At 61.3% G+C, this 22950-nt stretch carries 25 protein-coding genes and 1 pseudogene; 23 read left to right on the forward strand and 3 right to left on the reverse strand.

Annotated elements, in window-relative coordinates:
• Positions 1-101 precede the first annotated feature (101 nt).
• Both ACIP66_RS20190 and selO read left to right on the forward strand, forming a co-directional pair.
• Positions 102-644, forward strand: a pseudogene (locus ACIP66_RS20190) (mechanosensitive ion channel domain-containing protein); the annotation flags it as partial.
• 48 nt (positions 645-692) lie between these two features.
• The gene (selO, locus tag ACIP66_RS20195) at positions 693-2156 is read left to right on the forward strand and encodes a protein adenylyltransferase SelO (RefSeq protein WP_400650309.1); all 1464 of its coding nucleotides are present in this window, start codon (positions 693-695) and stop codon (positions 2154-2156) included.
• A 6-nt stretch (positions 2157-2162) separates the two neighbouring features.
• Here selO and ACIP66_RS20200 read toward each other — a convergent pair whose 3' ends face one another.
• Together ACIP66_RS20200 and ACIP66_RS20205 are read right to left on the reverse strand one after the other, a co-directional pair.
• Positions 2163-2564, reverse strand: a complete 402-nt coding sequence (locus ACIP66_RS20200; RefSeq protein WP_053116693.1) for a type II toxin-antitoxin system HigA family antitoxin — start codon at positions 2562-2564, stop codon at positions 2163-2165.
• The gene (locus ACIP66_RS20205) at positions 2561-2857 is read right to left on the reverse strand and encodes a type II toxin-antitoxin system HigB family toxin (RefSeq protein ID WP_400650314.1); all 297 of its coding nucleotides are present in this window, start codon (positions 2855-2857) and stop codon (positions 2561-2563) included. Before ACIP66_RS20205 ends, ACIP66_RS20200 begins: the two co-directional genes overlap by 4 nt.
• Before the next feature lie 194 nt (positions 2858-3051).
• Between ACIP66_RS20205 and trxC the strand changes: the two genes are divergently transcribed.
• Positions 3052-3486, forward strand: coding sequence for a thioredoxin TrxC (gene trxC / locus ACIP66_RS20210; RefSeq protein ID WP_400650316.1), 435 nt, complete (start codon positions 3052-3054; stop codon positions 3484-3486).
• Between the two features lie 129 nt (positions 3487-3615).
• Here trxC and ACIP66_RS20215 read toward each other — a convergent pair whose 3' ends face one another.
• Positions 3616-4386, reverse strand: a complete 771-nt coding sequence (locus ACIP66_RS20215) for a ParA family protein (protein ID WP_053116690.1) — start codon at positions 4384-4386, stop codon at positions 3616-3618.
• A gap of 356 nt (positions 4387-4742) precedes the next feature.
• Here ACIP66_RS20215 and ACIP66_RS20220 point away from each other — a divergent pair, with 356 nt between their 5' ends.
• From ACIP66_RS20220 to ACIP66_RS20315, 20 genes are all read left to right on the forward strand, one after another.
• Positions 4743-5468: a beta-ketoacyl synthase chain length factor gene (locus ACIP66_RS20220; RefSeq protein WP_053116689.1), complete on the forward strand. Its 726-nt coding sequence runs from the start codon at positions 4743-4745 to the stop codon at positions 5466-5468.
• Complete coding sequence (locus ACIP66_RS20225) at positions 5444-6256, forward strand: lysophospholipid acyltransferase family protein (RefSeq protein ID WP_400650320.1); 813 nt, start codon at positions 5444-5446, stop codon at positions 6254-6256. The genes ACIP66_RS20220 and ACIP66_RS20225 overlap by 25 nt, the downstream gene beginning before the upstream one ends.
• Positions 6234-6509: a phosphopantetheine-binding protein gene (locus ACIP66_RS20230; RefSeq protein WP_053116687.1), complete on the forward strand. Its 276-nt coding sequence runs from the start codon at positions 6234-6236 to the stop codon at positions 6507-6509. The genes ACIP66_RS20225 and ACIP66_RS20230 overlap by 23 nt, the downstream gene beginning before the upstream one ends.
• A 9-nt stretch (positions 6510-6518) precedes the next feature.
• Entirely contained in the window at positions 6519-6773 is a 255-nt protein-coding gene (locus ACIP66_RS20235) for an acyl carrier protein (RefSeq protein WP_053116686.1), read from the forward strand.
• The gene (locus ACIP66_RS20240; protein ID WP_400650323.1) at positions 6770-7315 is read left to right on the forward strand and encodes a hypothetical protein; all 546 of its coding nucleotides are present in this window, start codon (positions 6770-6772) and stop codon (positions 7313-7315) included. The genes ACIP66_RS20235 and ACIP66_RS20240 overlap by 4 nt, the downstream gene beginning before the upstream one ends.
• The gene (locus ACIP66_RS20245) at positions 7312-8991 is read left to right on the forward strand and encodes an AMP-binding protein (RefSeq protein ID WP_400650326.1); all 1680 of its coding nucleotides are present in this window, start codon (positions 7312-7314) and stop codon (positions 8989-8991) included. The genes ACIP66_RS20240 and ACIP66_RS20245 overlap by 4 nt, the downstream gene beginning before the upstream one ends.
• Before the next feature lie 77 nt (positions 8992-9068).
• Positions 9069-9803, forward strand: coding sequence for a glycosyltransferase family 2 protein (locus ACIP66_RS20250; protein WP_400650328.1), 735 nt, complete (start codon positions 9069-9071; stop codon positions 9801-9803).
• Positions 9800-10747 (forward strand): glycosyl transferase, encoded by a 948-nt coding sequence (locus ACIP66_RS20255; protein ID WP_400650330.1) that lies wholly within the window; start codon positions 9800-9802, stop codon positions 10745-10747. The genes ACIP66_RS20250 and ACIP66_RS20255 overlap by 4 nt, the downstream gene beginning before the upstream one ends.
• Positions 10728-12272 (forward strand): histidine ammonia-lyase, encoded by a 1545-nt coding sequence (hutH, locus tag ACIP66_RS20260; RefSeq protein WP_400650333.1) that lies wholly within the window; start codon positions 10728-10730, stop codon positions 12270-12272. Before ACIP66_RS20255 ends, hutH begins: the two co-directional genes overlap by 20 nt.
• Positions 12265-12690, forward strand: coding sequence for a thioesterase family protein (locus ACIP66_RS20265; RefSeq protein WP_016983876.1), 426 nt, complete (start codon positions 12265-12267; stop codon positions 12688-12690). The genes hutH and ACIP66_RS20265 overlap by 8 nt, the downstream gene beginning before the upstream one ends.
• Entirely contained in the window at positions 12687-13289 is a 603-nt protein-coding gene (locus ACIP66_RS20270; RefSeq protein WP_400650335.1) for an outer membrane lipoprotein carrier protein LolA, read from the forward strand. Before ACIP66_RS20265 ends, ACIP66_RS20270 begins: the two co-directional genes overlap by 4 nt.
• Positions 13273-15612 carry an MMPL family transporter gene (locus tag ACIP66_RS20275; protein WP_400650337.1) on the forward strand — a complete coding sequence of 780 codons (2340 nt, stop codon included), beginning with the start codon at positions 13273-13275 and terminating at the stop codon, positions 15610-15612. Before ACIP66_RS20270 ends, ACIP66_RS20275 begins: the two co-directional genes overlap by 17 nt.
• A complete protein-coding gene (locus tag ACIP66_RS20280) occupies positions 15609-16772 on the forward strand; it encodes a sodium:proton antiporter (protein ID WP_400650340.1) in 1164 nt (387 codons plus the stop codon). Before ACIP66_RS20275 ends, ACIP66_RS20280 begins: the two co-directional genes overlap by 4 nt.
• Positions 16759-18006, forward strand: coding sequence for an NAD(P)/FAD-dependent oxidoreductase (locus ACIP66_RS20285; protein ID WP_400650343.1), 1248 nt, complete (start codon positions 16759-16761; stop codon positions 18004-18006). Before ACIP66_RS20280 ends, ACIP66_RS20285 begins: the two co-directional genes overlap by 14 nt.
• On the forward strand, positions 18003-18728 hold the full coding sequence (locus tag ACIP66_RS20290; protein WP_400650346.1) for a class I SAM-dependent methyltransferase: 726 nt from the start codon (positions 18003-18005) through the stop codon (positions 18726-18728). Before ACIP66_RS20285 ends, ACIP66_RS20290 begins: the two co-directional genes overlap by 4 nt.
• Positions 18728-19324 (forward strand): hypothetical protein, encoded by a 597-nt coding sequence (locus ACIP66_RS20295; RefSeq protein WP_400650348.1) that lies wholly within the window; start codon positions 18728-18730, stop codon positions 19322-19324. The genes ACIP66_RS20290 and ACIP66_RS20295 overlap by 1 nt, the downstream gene beginning before the upstream one ends.
• On the forward strand, positions 19321-20517 hold the full coding sequence (locus ACIP66_RS20300; RefSeq protein ID WP_400650350.1) for a beta-ketoacyl-[acyl-carrier-protein] synthase family protein: 1197 nt from the start codon (positions 19321-19323) through the stop codon (positions 20515-20517). Before ACIP66_RS20295 ends, ACIP66_RS20300 begins: the two co-directional genes overlap by 4 nt.
• Positions 20514-20978, forward strand: a complete 465-nt coding sequence (locus ACIP66_RS20305) for a hotdog family protein (RefSeq protein ID WP_400650351.1) — start codon at positions 20514-20516, stop codon at positions 20976-20978. Before ACIP66_RS20300 ends, ACIP66_RS20305 begins: the two co-directional genes overlap by 4 nt.
• A complete protein-coding gene (gene fabG, locus ACIP66_RS20310; RefSeq protein WP_400650352.1) occupies positions 20971-21699 on the forward strand; it encodes a 3-oxoacyl-ACP reductase FabG in 729 nt (242 codons plus the stop codon). Before ACIP66_RS20305 ends, fabG begins: the two co-directional genes overlap by 8 nt.
• Positions 21699-22925, forward strand: coding sequence for a beta-ketoacyl-ACP synthase (locus tag ACIP66_RS20315; protein ID WP_400650354.1), 1227 nt, complete (start codon positions 21699-21701; stop codon positions 22923-22925). Before fabG ends, ACIP66_RS20315 begins: the two co-directional genes overlap by 1 nt.
• Positions 22926-22950 lie beyond the last annotated feature (25 nt).

The following is a 22950-nucleotide window of genomic DNA, read 5'->3' on the forward strand; positions in this document are numbered from 1 at the left end:
TCATCATCTCAATCAATATCAACTAAAACATCGCAAAATACAACTCAAGCATAATAATCATCTTCTAACTCAAGATCACGATCGTAGACAAAAAAAAAAAAAGCAACCTGTCGGGCACGGTGAGCAAGATCCGCATCCGCGCCACGACCATCACCGACTTCGACCGCAAGGACATCATTGTCCCGAACAAGACGTTCATTACCGGGCAGTTGATCAACTGGTCGCTGACCGACACCATCACCCGCGTCACGCTGAAACTCGGCGTCGATTACGGCTCCGATCTGGATCTGGTCAAGGAATTGCTGCTCAAGGCTGCCCGCGAGAATCCGCGCGTGCTCAAGGAACCCGAGCCGCACGTGTACTTCCTCAACTTCGGCGAAAGCACCCTCGACCATGAGTTGCGCATGCACGTGCGTGACCTCGGTGACCGCAACCCGGTGCTCGATGAGGTCAACCGCTTCATCAACCGCGAGTTCAAGAAGCAGCACATCAACATCTCGTTCCGGCAGATGGAGGTGTACCTGAAGAATCTGCACGGTCAGGAATACAAGATGGTGCCGATCGAGCCGGAGACGAAAACCATCGTGCCGGTCGCCGACGATCAGAAACCGCTGCAAGAGCCGCCGCCGGCCAAACTCGACTAACCGGTCTATTCCCAGCAGAATGCTCGGACATTCTGCTGGAGCAGGCCCTTGAAAGCCCTCGACGAACTGACCTTCGACAATCGCTTCGCCCGCCTCGGTGACGCGTTTTCCGCCCACGTGCTGCCCGAGCCGATCGACAATCCGCGTCTGGTCGTTGCCAGCCCGGCGGCGCTGGCGTTGCTGGATCTCGATCCAGCCACCGCCGAAACCGAGGAATTTGCCGAACTGTTTGGCGGCCACAAGCTGTGGGCCGACGCCGAGCCGCGCGCGATGGTCTATTCCGGGCATCAATTCGGCGGCTACACGCCGCAACTGGGCGATGGTCGCGGCTTGCTGCTGGGCGAGGTCTACAACGCAGCCGGCGAGCATTGGGACTTGCACCTCAAGGGCGCCGGGCAGACACCGTTTTCGCGCATGGGCGATGGTCGCGCAGTGCTGCGCTCGTCGATCCGCGAGTTCCTCGCCTCAGAAGCGCTGTTCGGGTTGAATATTCCATCCTCGCGCGCAGCCTGCGTGATCGGCTCCGACACCCCGGTCTGGCGCGAAAAACAGGAACGCGCGGCGATGGTGCTGCGTCTGGCGCCGAGCCATATCCGCTTCGGCCACTTCGAATATTTCTATTACACCAAACGCCCCGAACAGCAGAAAGCACTCGGCGAGCACGTGCTGGCCATGCATTTCCCGGAATGCCTTGAGCAGCCGGAACCGTATCTGGCGATGTTCCGCGAGATCGTCGAGCGCAACGCCGAACTGATCGCCAAATGGCAAGCCTACGGCTTCTGCCACGGGGTAATGAACACCGACAACATGTCGATCCTCGGCATCACCTTCGACTTCGGCCCGTTCGCCTTCCTCGACGACTTCGACGCCAACTTCATCTGCAACCACTCTGATGATCAGGGCCGCTACTCGTTCAGCAATCAAGTGCCGGTCGGCCAGTGGAACCTCAGCGCACTGGCCCAGGCGTTGACGCCATTCATCAGCGTCGAAGCCCTGCGCGAAACTCTAGGCTTGTACCTGCCACTGTTCCAAGCGCACTACCTCGACCTGATGCGCCGCCGCTTCGGCTTCACCAGCGCCGAAGACGACGACCAGAAACTGCTCGAAGATCTGCTGCAACTGATGCAAAACAGCGGCGTCGACTACACGCTGTTCTTCCGTCGACTTGGCGAGGACTCACCTCAGCAGGCAGTCGCTCAGTTGCGCGACGACTTCGTCGACATCAAAGGCTTCGACGCCTGGGGCGAACGCTACGTCGCCCGGGTTGCCCGCGATGGCGTTCCTGATCAAGAACAGCGCCGCGCGCAGATGCACGCGGTTAACCCGCTGTACATCCTGCGTAATTATTTGGCGCAAAAAGCTATCGACGCGGCGGAGCAAGGGGATTACTCAGAGGTACGCCGGCTGCACGCGGTGCTGAGCAAACCGTTTGAAGAACAGCCGGGGATGGAAGGTTATGCCGAGCGGCCTCCGGAGTGGGGGAAGCATTTGGAGATTAGTTGTTCTTCGTGAGGCAAGCTAGATAAAGACGTCTACAGGCACCTTGAAGTGGTCCGCCAACCAGCGGACCTGCCGCAGGTTCAACTTGCGCTTGCCGTTCAGAATTTCGGAAACGACAGATTGGGTACCGACACCCGGCAGGTCGCTCTGGGTCAGTCCATGTTCGCGCATCATGTAGCCGAGGACCTCTTCGCCACTTGCCTCGGCCATGGGGTGATGCGTGCGATCCCATTCCGCAATCCAGTCAGTGATGATATCCACCAGACTCGTGAGTGGATGCGACTCGTCATCGCCGGTTATTTCGAGGATCTCGTCGACTGCCAGCACCAACGCATCGTAATCCTCTTCGTTCTTCGGTTTGCGAAGCAATGGAGAGACAAACTCCCAGTGCTCAGCAACCGTCTTGATCAAACTACTCATGGTTTTCCCTCTTTCCATCTGCCCCGATCGTATTCTCGATGGTCCAACACATGCTTGATGTAGAGCCTCTGAGATCGATAACTGACAAAGGCGATGAGCCTCAGTTTGTTGCCTCCAATGTCGAACACATGGAGATCACCGACCTTGTCGGTCGCAGGAAATATCGAGTTCATTGCCGCGAAGTCCTTTGGATAACTTCTGCTTGCCAAACGAAACCACTGCGCTAGCGCGCTTGCCGCCTGAGGCCATTTTTCCCTGGCCACTCGAATGGGTTTTTCACTAAACACATGCATGCAACATCCTTATCGCATTCTGCTATGGGGAGTTAATCACAAACCAAAAATATCGCAAGTTGCGATACAGCTGAGCAGACCAGCGGGCTCGCCTGGTCGCTTTCAGCCTAGGCACAACGCGAGAGTCTGCACGATTGAAAATATGAGCAAACGTCTCCAACTAGGTGTTATCAGCTCACTTGCGGAATTCACTCATGACCAGCCCACTCCTCATCCCCTGCCCCGCCTGCAACGGCCTCAACCGCATCCCGTCCGAGCGCCTCACCGATCAACCGAAATGCGGTCGCTGCAAATCCCCGGTGCTATTGAGCAAACCCTTCGAACTCAAGCAAGGCGATTACGCCAGTCAGATCAAGGGTGATCTGCCGCTACTGGTGGATGTTTGGGCGGAGTGGTGTGGGCCGTGCAAGTCGTTTGCGCCGGTGTTCGAGCAGGCGGCGGTGCAGTTGGCGGGCAAGTGTCGGTTGGCCAAGCTGGATAGCGAGGCGAATCAGCAGTTGTCGGCGCAGTTGGGGATTCGCTCGATTCCGAGTTTGATTCTGTTCAAGAACGGCAAAGAGCTGGCGCGACAGAGTGGCGCGTTGCCGTTGCCGCAGTTGCTGGCGTGGCTGCGTAGCCAGGGCATCTGACCCACCACAAATCCAACTGTAGGAGTGAGCCTGCTCGCGATAGCGTTCGTCCAGCCAACATCTATGTGACTGACACACCGCTATCGCGAGCAGGCTCACTCCTACAGGGGATTTGTGTGGTTCTGGGGATCAGTGCCCTTCGATCAGGTTGTGCAGTTCGACAAATTGCTGGGTCAGTTTGTGTCGCGGATCGAGGTGGATCAGCGGCGTGCTGGCCTGATGGGATTCGCGCATGCGCACCGAGCTGGTCAAGTACACCGGCAGCACCGGCAATCCCTCGGCAATCAATTCATCGAGAATCTGCTGCGGCAGGCTGGCCCGGGCCTGGAACTGGTTGACCACGATGCCTTCAACTTCCAGACCTTCGTTGTGATCCTCTTTCAACTCTTCGATTTCCGCGATCAGCCCATACAAAGCCTGACGCGAGAAGCTGTCGCAATCGAAGGGAATCAGCACACGATCAGCGGCAATCAGCGCTGATACCGCGTAAAAATTCAGCGCCGGCGGCGTATCGAGGTAGATCCGGTCGTAATCCTCGGACAGCTCATCAAGCAACTTACGCAGCTTGTTGATCTTGTGCTTGGCCTCAAGTTTGGGCTGCAAGTCGGCCAGTTCGGCGGTGGCGGTGATGATGTGCAGGTTGTCGAACGGGGTTTCGTAGATATCCGCCTGGTTTTTCTTCGAAAACGGCCCGGAAGACAGCGTCTGCTTGAAGAAATCGGCAATGCCCATCGGGATGTCGTCGCCGGTGAGCCCGGTCAGATACTGAGTGGAGTTGGCCTGGGCATCGAGATCCACCAACAACGTGCGATAACCCTCGCTGGCACTGACCGCCGCCAGATTGCAGGCAATGCTGGATTTGCCTACACCACCTTTCTGATTGAACACCACGCGCCGCATGACAAAACCTCCGTGTATCAAAGAATGACCGAGTGTAGATGCGCGCGGCCTCGCTTCGCTACCTCATCGGACATGGACTACACAGTCAGGTGCAAACTTCCGTCTGCAGTCTCAGTAAAAACTGCCGACGATTGACGAGATCCCCGACAGACAGGCCCGCGCCAATCTGGATAATGGCCAAATGACAGTTTTACCGCGAACCAGCCAGTACATTTCATTGCGCAAAATGTAACCAGCATTTGCTACACGCCCGTCGCACCGGGATAATGCGCGCCACCCGGCGCCAAGCGCCACGCCAAGTCCGCTGCGGCTTTGGTGGCTAAATGCGTCAACAAAAGCCCGCAGGGGCGGGATGAATGTCCGTGATCAACTTCAACATCGCCCAATGGCGCGCGTGGGCTCCCGGGCTCGACAGCGTGGACGCCTGGCAGGCCTGGAGCCGACAACCGGTCGTGCTTCAGAGCAGTGATGCCGCGCCCGATGTGTCGTTTTTACCGGCCATGCAGCGGCGCCGTCTCAGTCGACTGGCGCGGATGGCATTCAGCGTTGGCTGGCCACTGGCCGACGGGCGGGAAAACCTGCCTTTGGTATTTGTCTCGCGCCACGGCGAAACCCCGCGTACTTACGAGATCCTCAGCGATCTGGCCACCGACCAGCCGTTATCCCCCACCCAGTTCAGCCTGTCAGTGCATAACGCGATCATCGGTCTGTGGTCGATCATGCGCGGCGAAACCAGCGAAATGACCGCCCTCGCCGCAGCGGGCGACGGCCTCGAACACGGCATGCTCGAAGCGGCGGCGCTACTGAATGAAGGCGCCCCGGCCGTGTTGCTGGTGATCACCGAGGAACAACCGCCGCAAGCCTATTCGCAGTGGATTGATGACGTGCCGTTCCCTTACGCGCTGGGTCTGTTGCTAACCCCCGGTACCGACTGGCGGCTGACCCTGAACAGCACCCCGCAAGCACTGTCCAAATCGGACTGGCCCCACGCGCTCAATCTGTTGCGTACCCTGCTCGGCCAGCAAACCCTTTGCCAACATGCCTGGAAAAATCGTGTATGGACCTGGCAACGCAACCCGTGACCGAGAAAAACCGCGACGCCTATTACTGGCGGTTGCTGGCCACCGCCGCAAGCTTCGCCCTGTTCGGGCTCGGCGGGCTGTGCCTGCGCCTGGTGGTATTCCCGATTCTCGGCTGCCTGCCCGGCGACGCGCTGGTTCATCGCCAACGCGCGCGGCAGATGGTCAGTCGGCTGTTCTGGTTTTTTGTGCAGTTCATGGCCCGCACCGGCGTGCTGACCTACGACATTCAAGGCGCCGAACGCCTCGGCCGACCGGGGCAAATGATCATCGCCAACCATCCGTCGCTGATCGACGTGGTGTTTCTGATCGGTCTGGTACGCCAGGCCAATTGCGTGGTGAAGAAAAGCCTGTGGGAAAACCCCTTCACCCGTGGCCCGCTGCGCCGCACCGCATACATCAGCAATGACGGCAGCATGGACATGCTCGACGCCGCCGCAGAATCATTGCAAAACGGCCAGAGCCTGATCATTTTCCCCGAAGGCACCCGCACTCAGCCGGGACAGCCGCCAGCCTTTCATCGGGGCGCCGCAGCCATTGCCCTGCGCGGTGCGAAAATCCTCACGACCGTGATCATCAAGGTCAACCCGACCACCCTGACCAAAGCCGAGCCGTGGTATCGCATCCCGCGCCGTCGTGTGCACTTCAGTTTTCGGGTCGGGGCCGATATAGATCCACAGACCTTCGCCGCGCAGGGGCCCGCCCCGCAAGCCTCGCGCAAGCTCAACGATTATTTGCATTCTTACTTTATCAAGGAGCTCGCCGAAGATGAGCGAACTGAACACCCCTAGCCTGGTGCGTGACATCAAACTGCTGATCATCGACGCCCTCGGCCTCGAAGACATCAGCGCCGACGACATCGGTGACGAACAAACGCTGTTCGGTGAAGGCCTGGGCCTGGATTCCGTCGACGCGCTGGAATTGGGTCTGGCGATCCAGAAAAAGTACGGCATCAAAATCGACGCCGACGCCAAAGACACCCGCAACCATTTCACCAACGTGGCGAGCCTTGCGGCCTTCGTCACGGCAAAACAGGCAGCTTGAGACCGGACCATGCAAACTCGTGACGACATTTTCAACACCCTGCGCGATGCCTTGGTCGAGCTGTTCGAACTGGATCCGGCCCGCGTGAGCCTGGATTCCAATCTGTATCAGGATCTGGAAATCGACAGCATCGACGCGGTCGATCTGATCGATCACATCAAGCGCCAGACCGGCAAGAAAATCGCCGCGGAAGAATTCAAGACCGTGCGCACCGTCGGTGACGTGGTCGAGGCGGTTTACCGTCTGGTTCAACCGGCCGCATGAGCCGATTGATCGGCCTGGGGCTGCTGCTGGCCGGTCTGCTGTACCCCTTTGCGGTGTATTTCGGCATGGAGGACTTCGCCCCGTGGCAGTTCGGTCTGCTGCTGGGCGGCTTGTGGCTCGCGCGCGCCCTGACCGGCGAGCGCAAACCCGGCAGCCTATGGATGGCTTGCGTGGCGATCGTGTTCTGCCTGTTGCTGGCGCTGTTCGACAGCCCGCTGTTGCTGCGCTGGTACCCGGTGCTGATCAGCTGTTTCATGCTGGTGCTGTTCAGCCTGAGCCTGAAATACGGGCCGCCGATGGTCGAGCGACTGGCGCGGTTGCGTGAGCCAGAGCTGCCGGACATCGCGATTCGCTACACACGCAAGGTCACGGTGGCCTGGAGCGTGTTTTTCTTTTGCAACGGTTTGTGCGCCGCCCTCCTGACCCTGTGGGCGCCGCTGAATTGGTGGATGTTGTACACCGGCCTGATCTCCTACGGATTGATCGGCCTGATGTTTGCCATTGAATGGCTGATACGACAACGGGTAAGAGGCCGTACATGAACTGGATAAAACTTGAGCAGTTGTTGCTCAAGGCCCTGCCGGCGCGGGCGATTTGCGCTGCGCCGGCACTCGATCACGCGCAACTGTGCGAACAGGCGCTGAGCGTTGCCGCCGGCCTGCAAGCGCAGAGCGTGAAGCGCCTCGCCGTGCACCTGGAAGACGCCGCCGATCTCGCCATCGCCCTGCTCGGAGCGTGGCGCGCCGGCGTCAGCGTGTTGTTGCCGTCGGATCTGCAACCGCAAACTCGCCAGCGCTGGTCGAGCGAAGTCGATCTGTGGCTGACCGATCACGCCGAAGACGCGCACCTGACTGACTTTCAGCAGCGGGCATTGCCCGCTGGGGCGCTGGATCTCGATCAATGTCAGCTGAGTCTGTGCACCTCCGGCTCCAGCGGCGAACCCAAGCGTATCGACAAAACCCTGCGCCAACTGGCCAATGAAGTTGAAGCGCTGGAGCAACTGTGGGGCGCGGATCTTGGTGAAGCCTGCATCATCGGCAGCGTCGCCACTCAACACATCTATGGTTTGCTGTTTCGCGTGTTGTGGCCGCTGTGCGCCGGGCGCCCGTTTGTGCGCAAGCAACTGGCCTTCCCGGAAGACATGCAGCGCGCCAGCCGCGAACATCCGACCTTCGCCTGGGTCGCGAGCCCGGCGCTGCTCAAGCGCATGGGCGACAACCTTGATTGGCCAGCGCTCAGTGCCGTGCGCCGAGTGTTTTCCTCCGGTGGAGCGTTGCCGTTTGAGGCTGCGCAAAGTCTGCAACAACGCTTGCAGCAATGGCCGACGGAAATCCTCGGCAGCTCGGAAACCGGCGGCATTGCCTGGCGTCAGGGTGAACAACTGTGGCAACCGTTCGCCGGTGTCCAATTGAGTCAAGACAGTGATGGGGCGCTGTTGATCGCATCGCCTTATCTGCCTGCCGGCCATGTCGAGCACACCGCTGATGCCGCGCGCATTGCTGCCGATGGTCGTTTCGAGTTGTTGGGACGACTGGATCGCATCGTCAAACTCGAAGAAAAACGTATTTCTTTGCCGATGCTGGAACAGGCCTTGGTCGCTCACGACTGGGTTGCCGAAGCGCGGCTTGGCGTGGTGCAGGAAAACCGCGCGTCCCTTGGGGCCCTGCTGGTGCTCAGCGATTCGGGGTTGTTTGCGTTGCGTGAACATGGCCGCCGCAGCCTCACCGAAACTTTGCGCCAGCATTTGCGCCAACACTGTGAAGCTCTGGCCCTGCCGCGACGCTGGCGGCTGGTACGGCAATTGCCGTTGAACAGCCAGGGCAAACTGCCCCAGGCCGAGGTTGAAGCACTGTTGATGGCGCCGCGTCCGAAAGCGCCGGAAGTGCTGTCGCAGGTCGAGACTGAGGGTGAATGGAGTTTGCAACTGAGCGTGCCGCCGGATCTGGCTTATTTCAGCGGCCACTTCCCCAAAGCGCCGGTATTGCCGGGCGTGGTGCAGGTGGAATGGGCGCTGAACCTTGGGCGGCAGTTGTTGAATCTGAGCGGGCCGTTTGCCGGGATGGAAGTGCTGAAGTTCCAGCAACTGGTGCGGCCGGGGGATGAAATTCAGCTGCACTTGCGCTTTGATCCGGAGCGCAGCAAGTTGTATTTCGCTTATCGCAATGACACGGCGACGTGCTCCAGTGGGCGGATTCTTTTGGGTGTAGAGCATGATTGACCTTGGTGAGTGCTGCGCACTCAATCGCGAGCAGGCTCACTCCTACAGGGATCGCGGTTTTCCAATGGAGAACTGTTATGCATAACCCTTGCGCCGTGATCCCGGTTTATAACCACGAAACTGCCATCGGTACCGTGGTCGATGCTCTGCTCGCGCAAGATCTGCCATGCATTCTGGTCGACGACGCCAGCAAGCCCTCCTGCGCACAAGTCCTCGATGCTCTGGCCGAACGCGACAACGTGCATCTGGTGCGCCTGACCGCTAACCAAGGCAAGGGCGGTGCGGTGATGACCGGTCTGCGTGAAGCCGCGCTGCTGGGTTTCACCCATGCCTTGCAGGTCGACGCCGACGGCCAGCACGACTTGCACGACGTCGCCCGCTTCGTTGAAGAATCCCGCGCACATCCCAACGCCATGATCTGCGGCTATCCGCTGTTCGACGAAAGCGTGCCCAAGGGCCGGTTGTACGCGCGCTACCTGACCCACGTCATGGTGTGGATCAATACGCTGTCGCTGCAAATCCGCGACTCGATGTGCGGCTTTCGCGTCTATCCGCTGACCCCGACGCTGGCGGTGATCGACTCAAGAAAAGTCGGCAAACGCATGGATTTCGACTCGGACATCCTCGTCCGCCTGTCGTGGCGGAATCAGCCGATGCGCTGGCTGCAAACCAGCGTGCATTACCCGCTGGACGGCGTGTCGCACTTCCGCCTGTTCCACGACAACGCGCTGATTTCGAGCATGCACACACGGCTGTTCTTCGGCATGTTGCTGCGTTTCCCGGTGATCCTATGGCGACGGTGGCGCGCATGACCGGCGAAACCGACAAGAAGCACTGGGCCGACCGCGAAGAACGCGGCAGCTTCCTGCTGATGAAACTCACCGCGTTCGCCGCCAAAGTCCTCGGTCGACGCCTGCTCAGCCCGTTGCTCTACGGCATCGTTTTGTACTTTTTCCTGTTCGGTCGCACCGCGAGACGCAGTGCCTGGCAATTCCAACAACGTCTGGCCGACTGGAGCCAACGCGATGACTTGCGCCCAAGCCTCTGGCGCGTGTTCAGTCAGTTCATGGCGTTCGCCGACTCCATGCTCGACAAACTCGACGTGTGGAACGGCAAGCTCAGCATTGAACAGATCGAAATCATCGACCCGGCGCTGCTGCGTAATCAGTTGCGCGGCACACGCGGGCAACTGCTGGTCGGCGCGCATCTGGGCAATCTCGAAGTCTGCCGCGCGCTGGCGGAGATCGGCGAAAAGGTCACCATGAACGTGCTGGTGCACACCAAGCACGCCGAGCAATTCAACCGCCTGCTCGGTGAGGCCGGAGCGACCAATCTGCGCCTGATTCAGGTCAGCGAACTCGACCCGGTGATCATGCTGCAACTGCACGAACGCCTGGAGCGCGGCGAGTGGCTGGCGATTGCCGGCGACCGCGTGCCGCTGCACGGCGGACGCAGTGTGACCGTGGATTTTCTCGGTCACCCGGCGCCGTTTCCGCAAGGCCCGTGGCTGCTGGCCGGCCTGCTGAAATGCCCGGTCAATCTGCTGATGTGCCTGAAACAAGCGGACGGTCACTATCGCCTGACCCTCGAACCGTTCGCCGACGCGGTAACGTGGAAGCGCAGCGAGCGCGAGCAGGTCATTCATCAGTGGGCCACCCGCTATGCCCAGCGCCTGAGTCACTATTGCCTCGAAGCACCGCGCCAATGGTTCAACTTTTACCCTTTCTGGAAGACCGATGACGACGCCAACCCATGAGCCGGTAACCTTCGGCGAACGCCCTTTGCGCATCGAAGACGTGCTGGCCCTGGCCAATCGTCAGGCGCCCGTGCAGTTGCAGAGCGACGCCGAGTATCGCGAGCGCATCGCCAAAGGCGCGCGATTCCTCGATTCGCTGCTGGACAAGGAAGGCGTGATCTACGGCGTGACCACCGGTTACGGCGATTCCTGCGTGGTCGCGGTGCCGCTGCATCACGTCGAAGCGTTGCCGCGTCATCTCTACACGTTCCACGGTTGCGGCCTCGGCAAACTGCTCGACGCGCAAGCAACCCGCGCGGTGTTGGCGGCGCGTTTGCAGTCGTTGTGTCACGGCGTTTCCGGGGTGCGCGTGGAACTGCTCGAGCGTCTGCACGCGTTTCTCGAATACGACATTCTGCCGCTGATTCCTGAAGAAGGTTCGGTCGGCGCCAGCGGCGATCTGACGCCGCTGTCCTACGTTGCCGCGACACTTTCCGGCGAGCGTGAAGTGATGTTCCGTGGCGAACGCCGTCAGGCTGCCGATGTGCATCGCGAACTCGGCTGGACACCTTTGGTGCTGCGCCCGAAAGAAGCCTTGGCGCTGATGAACGGCACCGCCGTGATGACCGGCCTCGCCTGCCTCGCCTTCGCCCGCGCCGATTATCTGCTGCAACTGGCCACACGCATCACCGCGCTCAACGTCGTCGCGCTGCAAGGCAATCCTGAGCATTTCGACGAACGTCTGTTCGCCGCCAAACCGCATCCGGGACAAATGCAGGTTGCCGCGTGGCTGCGCAAGGATCTGGCGATCGACGCACCGACCGCGCCACTGCATCGCTTGCAGGATCGCTACTCGCTGCGCTGCGCCCCGCACGTGCTCGGCGTGTTGGCCGACAGCCTGAACTGGCTGCGTTCGTTCATCGAAATCGAACTGAACAGCGCCAACGACAACCCGATCATCGACGCCGAAGCCGAGCGCGTGTTGCACGGCGGGCACTTCTACGGCGGTCACATTGCGTTCGCCATGGACAGCCTGAAAAACCTGGTGGCCAACGTCGCCGACCTGCTCGACCGGCAACTCGCGCTGCTGGTCGACGAGCGCTACAACCACGGTTTGCCGAGCAACCTGTCCGGCGCGCCGGCAGATCGCGCGATGATCAACCACGGCTTCAAAGCCGTGCAGATCGGCACCAGCGCCTGGACTGCCGAAGCGCTGAAAAACACCATGCCGGCCAGCGTGTTCTCGCGTTCCACTGAGTGCCACAACCAAGACAAAGTGAGCATGGGCACCATCGCCGCCCGCGATGCGATTCGCGTGCTGGAGCTGACCGAACAAGTCGCCGCCGCCACTCTGCTCGCCGCCAATCAAGGCGTGTGGCTGCGCGGTCAGGCCGAAGACGCACGACCGCTGCCACCGTCGCTGGCGGCGATGCACGAAGAGTTGGCCAAAGACTTCCCGCCGGTCATCGAGGATCGTGCACTGGAAGGCGAACTGCGCCTGTGCCTGCAACGCATCGCCGCTCAACACTGGAGGCTGCATGCGTAGCGCCGGAGTGCTTCACGCCGACACCGAAATCCTCGTGCCGTTTTTTGACGTCGACACCATGCACGTGGTTTGGCACGGGCATTACGTCAAGTATCTGGAAGTGGCGCGCTGCGCGCTGCTGGACAAAATCGGCCACAACTACACGCACATGGTCGAGTCCGGTTTCGCCTGGCCGATTATCGACCTGCAACTGCGCTACGTGCGCGGCGCGGTGTTTGGTCAGCGCCTGAATGTGCGCGCCAGTCTGGTCGAGTGGGAAAACCGTCTGAAGATCAATTACCTGATCACAGACCTGCACAGCGGCGAACGCCTGACCCGCGCCAGCTCGGTGCAGGTCGCCGTCGAAGTCAGCAGCCGCGAGATGCAGCTGGCTTCACCGAAAGTCTTCACCGACGCCGTGGAAAGGATGCTGCGATGAATGTTTTTGTGAAAACCCTGAGCGTTCTGGCGCTGCTGACCATGTCGGCACTGGCCAACGCCTTCGACCTGCAACAACTCAGCGAACAACTGGCGAAACCGGACGTGATCCACGGCCAGTTCATTCAGGAAAAACACCTGCGCGCCCTGCCCCAACCGCTGATCAGCAAGGGCAGTTTTGTGCTGGCGAAAAATCACGGCCTGCTCTGGCTACTAAAAACCCCGCTGCAGCAGGACTACCGCATCACCGCCAACGGCATCGCCCGCCGCGACGACAATGGCTGGCAAATGCTGCCAAACAAGAGCGCCGGCGCCGATCAGAACCGGCTGTTTCTCGCGGTGCTGCAAGGTGACAGCAGCGGCCTGCAACGGGATTTCGAACTGGCCCTGAGCGGCGATGCGCAACAGTGGAAACTGTCGCTGACCCCGCGTTCGCTGCTGCTCAAGCAAGTGTTCAAACAGATCAACATCGACGGTGGCGCCTTGGTGCAAACCATCGAACTGCTGGAAACCCAGGGCGACAGCACCGTGCTGCGCATGCAGGACAGCAGCGCCGCCCAACCGCTGAGCGACACGGAGCAACATGACTTTGCCGAGTGAACGCAGGCTGCCCTGGCTGTTTCTGATGCTGCTGCTCGCGGTTGTTGCGCTGGCCGGTTGGCAGTGGCGCGACGGTGCGCCGCTGTCGGCAAACCTGATGGAACTGGTGCCCGGCACTAACCCGGACGCCCTCGAACTGCGCGCCGAACAGCGCATGCAGGAACCGTTGAATCGCGAAATGCTGGTGCTGGTCGGCCACGCCGATCGCCAGCAAGCGGTCAACATGGCGCAGAAGCTCGGCGAGCAATGGCAGGCCAGCGGTCTGTTCGAGAAAGTGCAGTGGAACCTGCAAGCGGATCTGCCGGCGCTGCGCACGCAATTGCTGCAAGGACGCCTGGCGATGCTCTCGGCGGACGATCAGCAACTGCTCACCGAACATCCCGATGTATTTATTCATCAGCGGGTGCAGGCGCTGTTCGATCCGTTCAGCGGTTTCAGCCTGGTGCCGAGTCCGGACGATTGGCTGGGCCTGACCGGGCGTATCCAGAACAGCCAGCCGCAACACGGTTCGGTGCAACTCGACATCGGCAGCGGCGCGTTGATTGCCGATGCCGACGGCAAGAGCTGGGTGCTACTGCGCGCGCGCACCACTGGCGATGCGTTTGACATGAACCTGCCGCTGAAAGTCGCGGATCTGCTGCAGCACAGCCGTGAACAAGCGGCGAAAAATGACGTGCAATTGCTGGCGGCCAGCGGTCTGCTTTACGCGGCCAACGGTCAGCAGCAAGCGACGCGCGAAATGACCTGGGTTGGCGGCGGTGCAACGGTCGGCATTCTGCTGTTGCTGCTGCTGGCGTTTCGGCGCTGGCGTGTGCTGCTGGCATTTGTGCCGGTGTTGGTCGGCATGCTTTTCGGTGCTGTCGCGTGCGTGGCGCTGTTCGGTCATATGCATGTGATGACACTGGTGCTCGGCTCCAGTCTGATCGGCGTGGCCGTGGATTATCCGTTGCACTACCTGTCGAAGAGCTGGAGCCTGAAGCCGTGGCGCAGTTGGCCGGCCTTGCGCCTGACCCTGTCCGGGCTGACCTTGAGCCTGATCACCAGCGCCATCGGTTATCTGGCGCTGGCGTGGACGCCATTCCCGGCGCTGACGCAAATCGCCGTGTTCTCTGCCGCCGGGTTGCTCGGTGCTTATCTGTCAGCGGTGTGCCTGCTGCCGGCGCTGCTCAACAACCTCGAATTGCGTCCGGCGCAATGGCCGCTGACGCTCGCCGAGCGCTTGATCACGCTGCGGGAAAAACTCCTCGAACGCGTGCGCACGCCAGTGCTGTTGGCGCTGTTGATCGCCTTCTGTGTTGGCGGTCTGGTGCAGCTGCAAAGCAAGAACGACATTCGCCAATGGGTTGGCGCACCGCAGCGTCTGACCGATGAGGCGCAGACCATCGCGCGCATCACCGGTTATCAGCCGACCAGCCAGTTTTTCCTCGTACGCGCCGCCAATCAGCAGCAATTGCTCGAGCGTCAGGCAGCGCTGAGCGAGCGTCTCGAGCAACTGGTTAACCTCGACAAGCTGCAAGGCTATCTGGCCCTCGATCAACTGGTCAGCCCGCCGAGCGAGCAGGAAAAAGTCCGCCAGGCGCTGAACCAACTGCCGCAATACTGGCAGCCGCTGCTCGACCTCGGCGTGCCGCTCGCCGCACTGCAAAGCGAGCTGCAACAGCTGCAAACCGTGCCAGCGGAAGATATCGACACCGCCCTTGCCGGCCCGCTCGGCGAACCTTATCGCACGCTCTGGCTCGGCCCGACCGAAGACGGCGTGGCGGCGATGACCAGCCTGCAAGGCCTGAACAATCCGGCACTGTTGCGCGTGCAGGCGCTGGATCTGCCGGGGGTGCAACTGGTCGATCGCCTCGGTGAATTGAACGACGTTTTCGCCGCCACGCAGATCAGCGCTGCGGAGCTGAAACTCGCCTCCTGCGCATTGATCGTGCTGGTGCTGATGCTGCCGTTCGGACTCGGCGGTGCGCTGCGCATCGTCGCCCTGCCCTTGCTCGCGGCGCTGTGCAGTCTGGCCAGTCTTGGCTGGCTTGGTCAGCCGCTGACCCTGTTCAGCCTGTTCGGCCTGCTGCTGGTGACGGCGATCAGCGTCGACTACGCGATCCTTATGCGTGAACAGGTTGGCGGCGCCGCAGTGAGCCTGCTCGGCACCTTGCTGGCAGCGCTGACGACGTGGCTGTCGTTCGGTTTGCTCGCGGTCTCCAGCACCCCGGCGGTGAGCAATTTCGGTTTGTCGGTGAGCCTTGGGCTGGCCTTCAGTTTCATGCTCGCACCGTGGGCCGGGCGTCACGCCCACACGGCAACCGTCGCGGAGTCGGCAGCGTGATGGTCGTCGGCTTTTGGTTGCTGGCCTTGGCGCTGTTCGCCGTGGCCACCCGTGTCGGTCGGTATTTCGGCTTGATCCCGATTGTCAGCCAGTTGCTGCTGGCGAGCTTCGGCCTGCCGCTGCTGATGTACTTCTGGATCGAACCGGGCTGGCAATTGAGCGGTGCGGAACTGATCGCGCCAGAGTGGCTGAAAAACCTCTACAGCCTGAGTTTTGCCTTGCTGCTCGGGCACATCCTCAGTGATGTGATCGATCTGAAACTGGATCGGCAGAGCGTGAAAATCGCCCTGCCGAGTTTTCTCGTGCCATTCGTCTGCGGGCTGGCAGCGGCTTACTGGCTGCTGCCGGCGCAACCGTGGCTCAACTCGCTGGCGATCGGCCTGGTGTTCGCAATTACCGCGATTCCGGTGCTGTACCTGTACTTGCGCCACATCGATTACCCGCCCGCCGCCACCCGGCGCCTGGTGCAAACCGCGATCCTCATCGATCTGACTTGCTGGACGCTGTTCGGCCTCGCCCAAGGCAGTCTGCATCTGAGCAGTCTGTTACTACCGCTGGCGCTCGCTGGTGTGCCGTTGGTGCTGCGCCTGTTCGGCGTGTGCCGACCGTTGACCTACAGCCTCGGTTTCTTCGCGCTGCTGGTGATGGCCGAGCATTACAAACTCAACGCGCTGATTTTCGGCATCGGTTATTTGCTGTGCATGGCCGCACTGAAAATCCCGTTGGTGCTGCCGTTGCCGGCGCGCTGGATGAACCGTTTGCAGACGTGGATCGCCATTCCGCTGATCCTCACCTTCGGCATCGTGCAGATTGACGTGCACAGCGCCCTCGCCAGCCTCGGCCCGCTGCAATGGGCGGCGCTGCTGCTGTTGCCGATTGCCAGTAAACTGCTCGGCAACTGGCTCGGCCTCGGCTGGGCCGGCGCCTCGTTTGAAGGCGCCAGCCGCTGGCGTGAAAGCGTACTGCTGAACATTCGCGGCCTGAGCGAGATCGTCTTTCTCAATTTGCTCTTGCAACAACAGCTCATCACCCCGGCGCTGTACTTCGCGCTGATGCTGATGGGCCTGATGGCGACGCTGCTGCCGGCGCTGATCGGCCTGCACCGTGCACCGCTGGACATCAAAAACCACCTGCCCCGGAGTTCACGTGCCAATCGTTGAAATGGAATCCCGCCAGGTCGTGATCATCGGCGCCGGCCCGTCCGGCGCCATCGCTGCTGCCCTGCTCAAACGCCAGGGCCACGATGTGCTGGTGATCGAACGCCAGCACTTTCCGCGCTTCTCCATCGGCGAAAGCCTGCTGTGCCACTGCCTCGATTTTGTCGAAGAAGCGGGCATGCTCGACGCGGTGAATGCCGCCGGATTCCAGCGCAAAAACGGCGCTGCTTTCGCCTGGGGTGAGCGCTACAGCGCCTTCGATTTCGGCGACACCTTTACCGACGGCAAGCCCACAACGTTCCAGGTGCAGCGCGCCGACTTTGACAAGTTGCTGGCCGACCAAGCCGCGCTGCAAGGTGCGGAAATCCGTTACGGCGATGCCATCGTCAGTGTCGATTTCGACCGGCCGAAACCGCAACTCGACGTGCGTCGCGAGGACGGCCGTGAATACCGCGTCGAAGCGGATTTCGTCCTTGATGCCAGCGGTTATGGCCGTGTCCTGTCGCGACTGCTGGATCTGGAAGCACCGTCGAATTTTCCGGTGCGCCAAGCGGTGTTCACCCACGTCGAAGATCACATCGACAACCCGGCCTTCGACCGCGAAAAAATCCTCGTCACCACCCATCCCGAGCATCGCGATGTCTGGTTCTGGACGATCCCGTTCAGCAACGGTCGCTGCTCGGTGGGCGTGGTCGCGGCCGAAGCACACTTTAAGGGCCGTGACAGCGATCTCGACGCCTGCCTGCGCAGCTTCATCGCTGAAACCCCGAGCCTTGCCGGCGTGCTGAACAACGCGGTGTGGGACACCCCGGCGCGCACCCTCGGCGGCTACGCGGCGAATGTGAAAACCCTGCACGGGCCGGGTTTTGCCTTGCTCGGCAATGCCGCCGAATTTCTCGACCCGGTGTTCTCTTCTGGCGTGACCATCGCCATGCGTTCGGCGAGCATGGCCGCCGCCGTGCTGCACCGTCAGTTGCAAGGCGAGACGGTCGACTGGCAACGCGAGTTCGCCGAACCGCTGAAACGCGGCGTCGATACGTTCCGTTGCTACGTCGAGGGCTGGTACGCCGGCACCTTTCAGGACGTGATTTTTTATGAAGACAGCCAGGCCGACATCCGCCGCATGATCAGCTCGATCCTCGCCGGTTACGCCTGGGACGAACGCAACCCGTTCGTCAGCGAAGCCCGCCGCCGCTTGAAGATGATTTCCGAACTCTGTGCAAAGGACGCCACATGAATTACTTGAGCGACAGCTACGTCGAGGAAACCCGCTTCGGTTTCTGGTTCCTGCGCAGCCACACCTGGCAGCACCATGTGTTGCGCGTGGCGATCAATGATTTGCGCGGACTGTTCAGCGAAGCGCTGCCGGAGCATCCGGTGCTGCTCGACGCCGGTTGCGGTCAGGGCAAGTCGTTCGGCCACCTGCGCCAGACCTTCGCCCCACAGCGTTTGATCGGTGTTGACGCCGATCCGCACAGCCTGGAGTTGAGCGGCGAAGAGGCGGCGCGTCTGGGCCTCGATGTTGAGCTGATCGGCAGCGATTGCGCGACGCTGAATGTGCCGGACGCGAGTGTTGATCTGCTGTTCTGCCATCAGACGTTCCATCATCTGGTTGAACAGGAAAAAGCGCTGACCGAGTTTTATCGCGTGTTGAAACCGGGCGGTTATCTGCTGTTTGCCGAATCCACCGAGGCTTACATTGATACCTGGGTGATTCGCTGGTTGTTCCGCCATCCGATGCACGTGCAGAAGAGTGCGGCGCAGTATTTAGAGATGATTCGCGGGCAAGGGTTTGAGTTTGCCGAGCGCAATGTGTCGTACCCGTATTTGTGGTGGAGCCGGTCGAAGGATTTTGGCTTGCTGGAGCGGTTTGGGGTGCTCAAACCGAAACCGTTTGGGCAGCGTGAAGAGACGTTGGTGAACGTTGTCGCGCGTAAGCCATTGGCAGAGGCTTCCTGATGTACCCCATTACCTGTAGGAGTGAGCCTGCTCGCGATAGCGGTGGGTCAGCTAACCTTTATTTTGAATGTATGACCGCTATCGCGAGCAGGCTCACTCCTACAGTTTCCGCAGTGCTGCGGATGGTGATGGTCGGCGCAATATTTCTGTTGAGCGGTTGCGCCAGCCAGGCGCCGCTGCCGGCGGGCAACCCGACGTTGCCGCTGCCGTTGCAACTGCACATCGAGCGCCAGCAAGCCGAGCAACGCCAGGACTGGCTGCTGGTGATCCAGCGCGAAGGCCCGGGTATTCGCTGGTCGATGATGGATCCGCTGGGTATTCCCCAGGCGCGTCAGCAATTGATCGACGGTCGCTGGCAGGCCGATGGTCTGCTACCGCCGAACCCGGAGGCCCGCGAGCTGTTCGCCGCGCTATTGTTCGCCCTGACCCCGTCCGCCGAGCTGCTGCGCAATTACCCTTCTGCCCAACAGCAGACCGGGCAACGTTCCCTGCCAGAGCGCTGGGACATCCGTTATTCACAACCGTTGAGCTTCGAATTGAACCTGCCCCAAGGCCCGCACTATCGCGTTTCTCCGCTCGGTGAATCGACGCCATGACCGCTTACCTGAATGCCCTCGGCGTGATTTGCGCGCTGGGTCGCAACAAGTCCGAAGTCGCGCGCAACCTGTTCGCCGGCGACTGCTCGGGCATGCGCCGCGAATCCGGCTGGGTGGCGGCGCGTGAATTGCCGGTGGCCGCCGTACACGGTGAACTGGCGCCGATACCGCTAGCACTCGCCGATCAAAGCAGCCGCAACAATCAGTTGTTGCTGGAAGCGGCACTGCAGATTCGCGATGACATCGATCAAGCGATCCAGACTTACGGCCGTGACCGCATCGGTGTGGTGCTCGGCACCAGCACCTCGGGCATCGACGAGGCCAGCCGTGGCCTGGCGCACTATATTCGCGAGCAGCAGTTCCCGGCCGAATACGATTACCGTCAGCAGGAACTCGGCGCGCCTGCGAATTTCCTCGCCGACTGGCTGCAATTGAGCGGCCCGGCCTACGTGATTTCCACCGCTTGCACCTCCAGCGCCCGCGCCTTGATGAGTGCCCAGCGCCTGCTCGATCTGGGCTTGTGCGACGCGGTGTTGTGCGGTGGCGTCGACAGTTTGTGCAAGCTGACGTTGAACGGTTTTTCGTCGCTGGAAGCGGTGTCGGACGAACGCTGCAATCCGTTCTCGGCCAACCGCAACGGCATCAATATCGGCGAAGCAGCGGTGTTGTTCGTCATGAGCAAACAGGCTCACGACGGCCCGTCGATCGCCCTGCTCGGCGCCGGCGCCAGCTCGGACGCGCACCATATTTCCGCGCCGGAGCCGAGCGGTCGCGGCGCCCTGCAAGCGATGCGCAAAGCCCTGAGCCGCGCGCATTTGCAAACCTCGCAAATCAGCTATCTGAACCTGCACGGCACCGCCACCCAACACAACGACGCCATGGAAAGTCTGGCCGTCGCCACGCTTTTTCCCGAAGGCGTCGCCTGTTCGTCGACCAAACCGATGACCGGCCACACCCTCGGCGCGGCCGGTGCGCTGGAAGCGGCGTTTTGCTGGCTGAGCCTGAGCGCCGACAACCCTGATCACGCGTTGCCGCCGCACGTCTGGGACGGCCAGGCCGATCCCGCGCTGCCAGCGCTGAAGTGGGTGACCGCCAGCGAACGTCTGACGTCCATTGCTCCCCGCTACCTGATGAGCAACTCGTTTGCCTTCGGCGGCAACAACGTCAGCCTGATTCTCGGAGACGCCCCATGACCGACTGGCCGCTCGCCGAACTGCTGCCCCATGCCGGCGACATGATTCTGATCGACAGCATCGAGCGCTTCGACGATGAGCAGATTTACACCCGCCTGACGGTAAAGTCCGAAGGCCTGTTCAACCTGCCCGACGGCAGCCTGCCGGCGTGGGTCGGCGTCGAACTGATGGCGCAAAGCGTCGCCGCGTTTGCCGGTTGCCACGCGCGACAAAAAGGTAATCCGGTGGAGCTGGGTTTTCTGCTCGGCACACGCAAATTCGAGTGCAATGTCGAGGCGTTTTCTGCCGGCACCGAGCTGACCATTCATGGCCTGCGCTCGCTGGAAGACGACAACGGCATGGGCGTCTTCGAATGCCATATCCACGGTGACGGCATCCATGCCAGCGCCCGGCTCAACGTGTTTCGCCCGCCCGAAGCCACTCAATATCTGCAACAGACAAAGGAGTCGAACGATGACTGAATCCGTACTGGTCACCGGCTCCAGCCGTGGCATCGGCCGCGCCATCGCCTTGCGCCTCGCGCAGGCCGGGCACGACATCGTCTTGCATTGCCGTAGCGGCGTGACTGAGGCGCAAGGCGTTCAGGCTGAAATCGAAGCGCTGGGTCGCACCGCGCGCATCCTGCAATTCGATGTCGCCGACCGCGAAACCTGCAAAACCATTCTCGAAGCCGACGTCGAAACCCACGGTGCCTATTACGGCGTGGTGCTGAATGCCGGCCTGACCCGCGACGGCGCGTTCCCGGCGCTGAGCGATGATGATTGGGACGTGGTGCTGCGCACCAACCTCGACGGTTTCTACAACGTTCTGCACCCGGTGATGATGCCGATGATCCGCCGCCGCGCCGCCGGTCGCATTGTCTGCATCACCTCGGTGTCGGGGCTGATCGGCAACCGTGGCCAGGTCAACTACAGCGCTTCCAAGGCTGGCGTGATCGGCGCTGCAAAGGCGTTGGCGATCGAGCTGGGCAAGCGCAAAATCACCGTTAACTGTGTCGCGCCGGGCCTGATCGATACGGCGATGCTCGACGAAAACGTGCCGGTGGAAGAACTGATGAAAATGATCCCCGCGCAACGCATGGGCACCCCGGAAGAGGTGGCCAGTGCGGTGAATTTCCTGATGTCGGCGGAAGCCTCGTACATCACCCGCCAGGTGCTGGCGGTCAACGGAGGCTTGTGCTGATGAAGCGCGTCGTCGTCACCGGCATGGCCGGCATCACTTCGCTGGGCAGCGACTGGCAGACCATCGCCGGTAATTTCGCGGCCAACCGCAGCGGCATTCGCCGGATGGACGAGTGGGATCGCTTCAGCGAACTCAACACGCGTCTGGCCGGGCCAATCGATGATTTCGTCGTGCCGGCGCACTGGACGCGCAAGCAGCTGCGCAGCATGGGCCGGGTTTCGCGACTGGCGGTCGGCGCGGCGGAAAAAGCCTTGGCCGATGCTGGCTTGCTCGGCGACGCAATCATCAAGGACGGCCGGATGGGCGTCGCTTGCGGCTCGTCGACCGGCAGCACCGACGAGATCAAAGCGTTCGGCAACATGCTGCTCAACTCGGTGGCCGAGGGGCTCAATGCCAACTCTTACGTGCGGATGATGCCGCACACCACCGCCGCGAATATCAGCATCTTCTTCGGCCTCACCGGGCGCCTGATCCCGACGTCCAGCGCCTGCACCAGCGGTAGCCAGGGCATCGGTTATGCCTACGAGGCGATCAAGTTTGGCCGTTTGCCGCTGATGCTCGCCGGCGGTGCCGAAGAACTTTGCCCGACCGAAGCGATGGTCTTCGACGCGCTCTACGCCACCAGCCTGAAAAACGATGCACCGCAGACCAGTCCGCGCCCGTATGACAAGGGCCGCGACGGTCTGGTGATCGGTGAGGGCGGCGGCATGCTGGTGCTTGAGGAACTGGAACACGCCCTCGCACGCGGTGCGCACATCCACGCCGAGATCGTCGGTTTCGGCAGCAACGCCGACGGCCAGCACACCACCCGCCCCGAGCAAGTGACCATGCGCCGCGCCATGGAGCTGGCGCTGGAAGACGCCGGGCTGACACCGGACGCCATCGGTTATGTAAATGGTCACGGTACCGCTACAGAACAGGGCGACATTGCCGAAACAATAGCGACCAGCAGTTTGTTCGGCGAACGCATGCCGATCAGCTCGCAGAAAAGTTTCCTCGGCCACACGCTGGGGGCCTGCGGGGCGCTGGAGTCGTGGTTCAGCATCGAAATGCTCAACCGCGACCAGTACGTGCACACGCTCAACCTCGACGAGGTCGATCCGCACTGCGGCAAGCTCGATTACCTGCGCGGCGAATTCCGCCAGATGCACCACGAGTTCGTGATGAACAACAATTTCGCTTTTGGTGGCGTCAACACCTCGTTGATTTTCCGCCGCTGGCACTGACCGCAACACGTTTGGAGTAAAGGGA

Source organism: Pseudomonas sp. NPDC088429 (assembly GCF_044753305.1).
GTDB lineage: Bacteria > Pseudomonadota > Gammaproteobacteria > Pseudomonadales > Pseudomonadaceae > Aquipseudomonas > Aquipseudomonas rustica.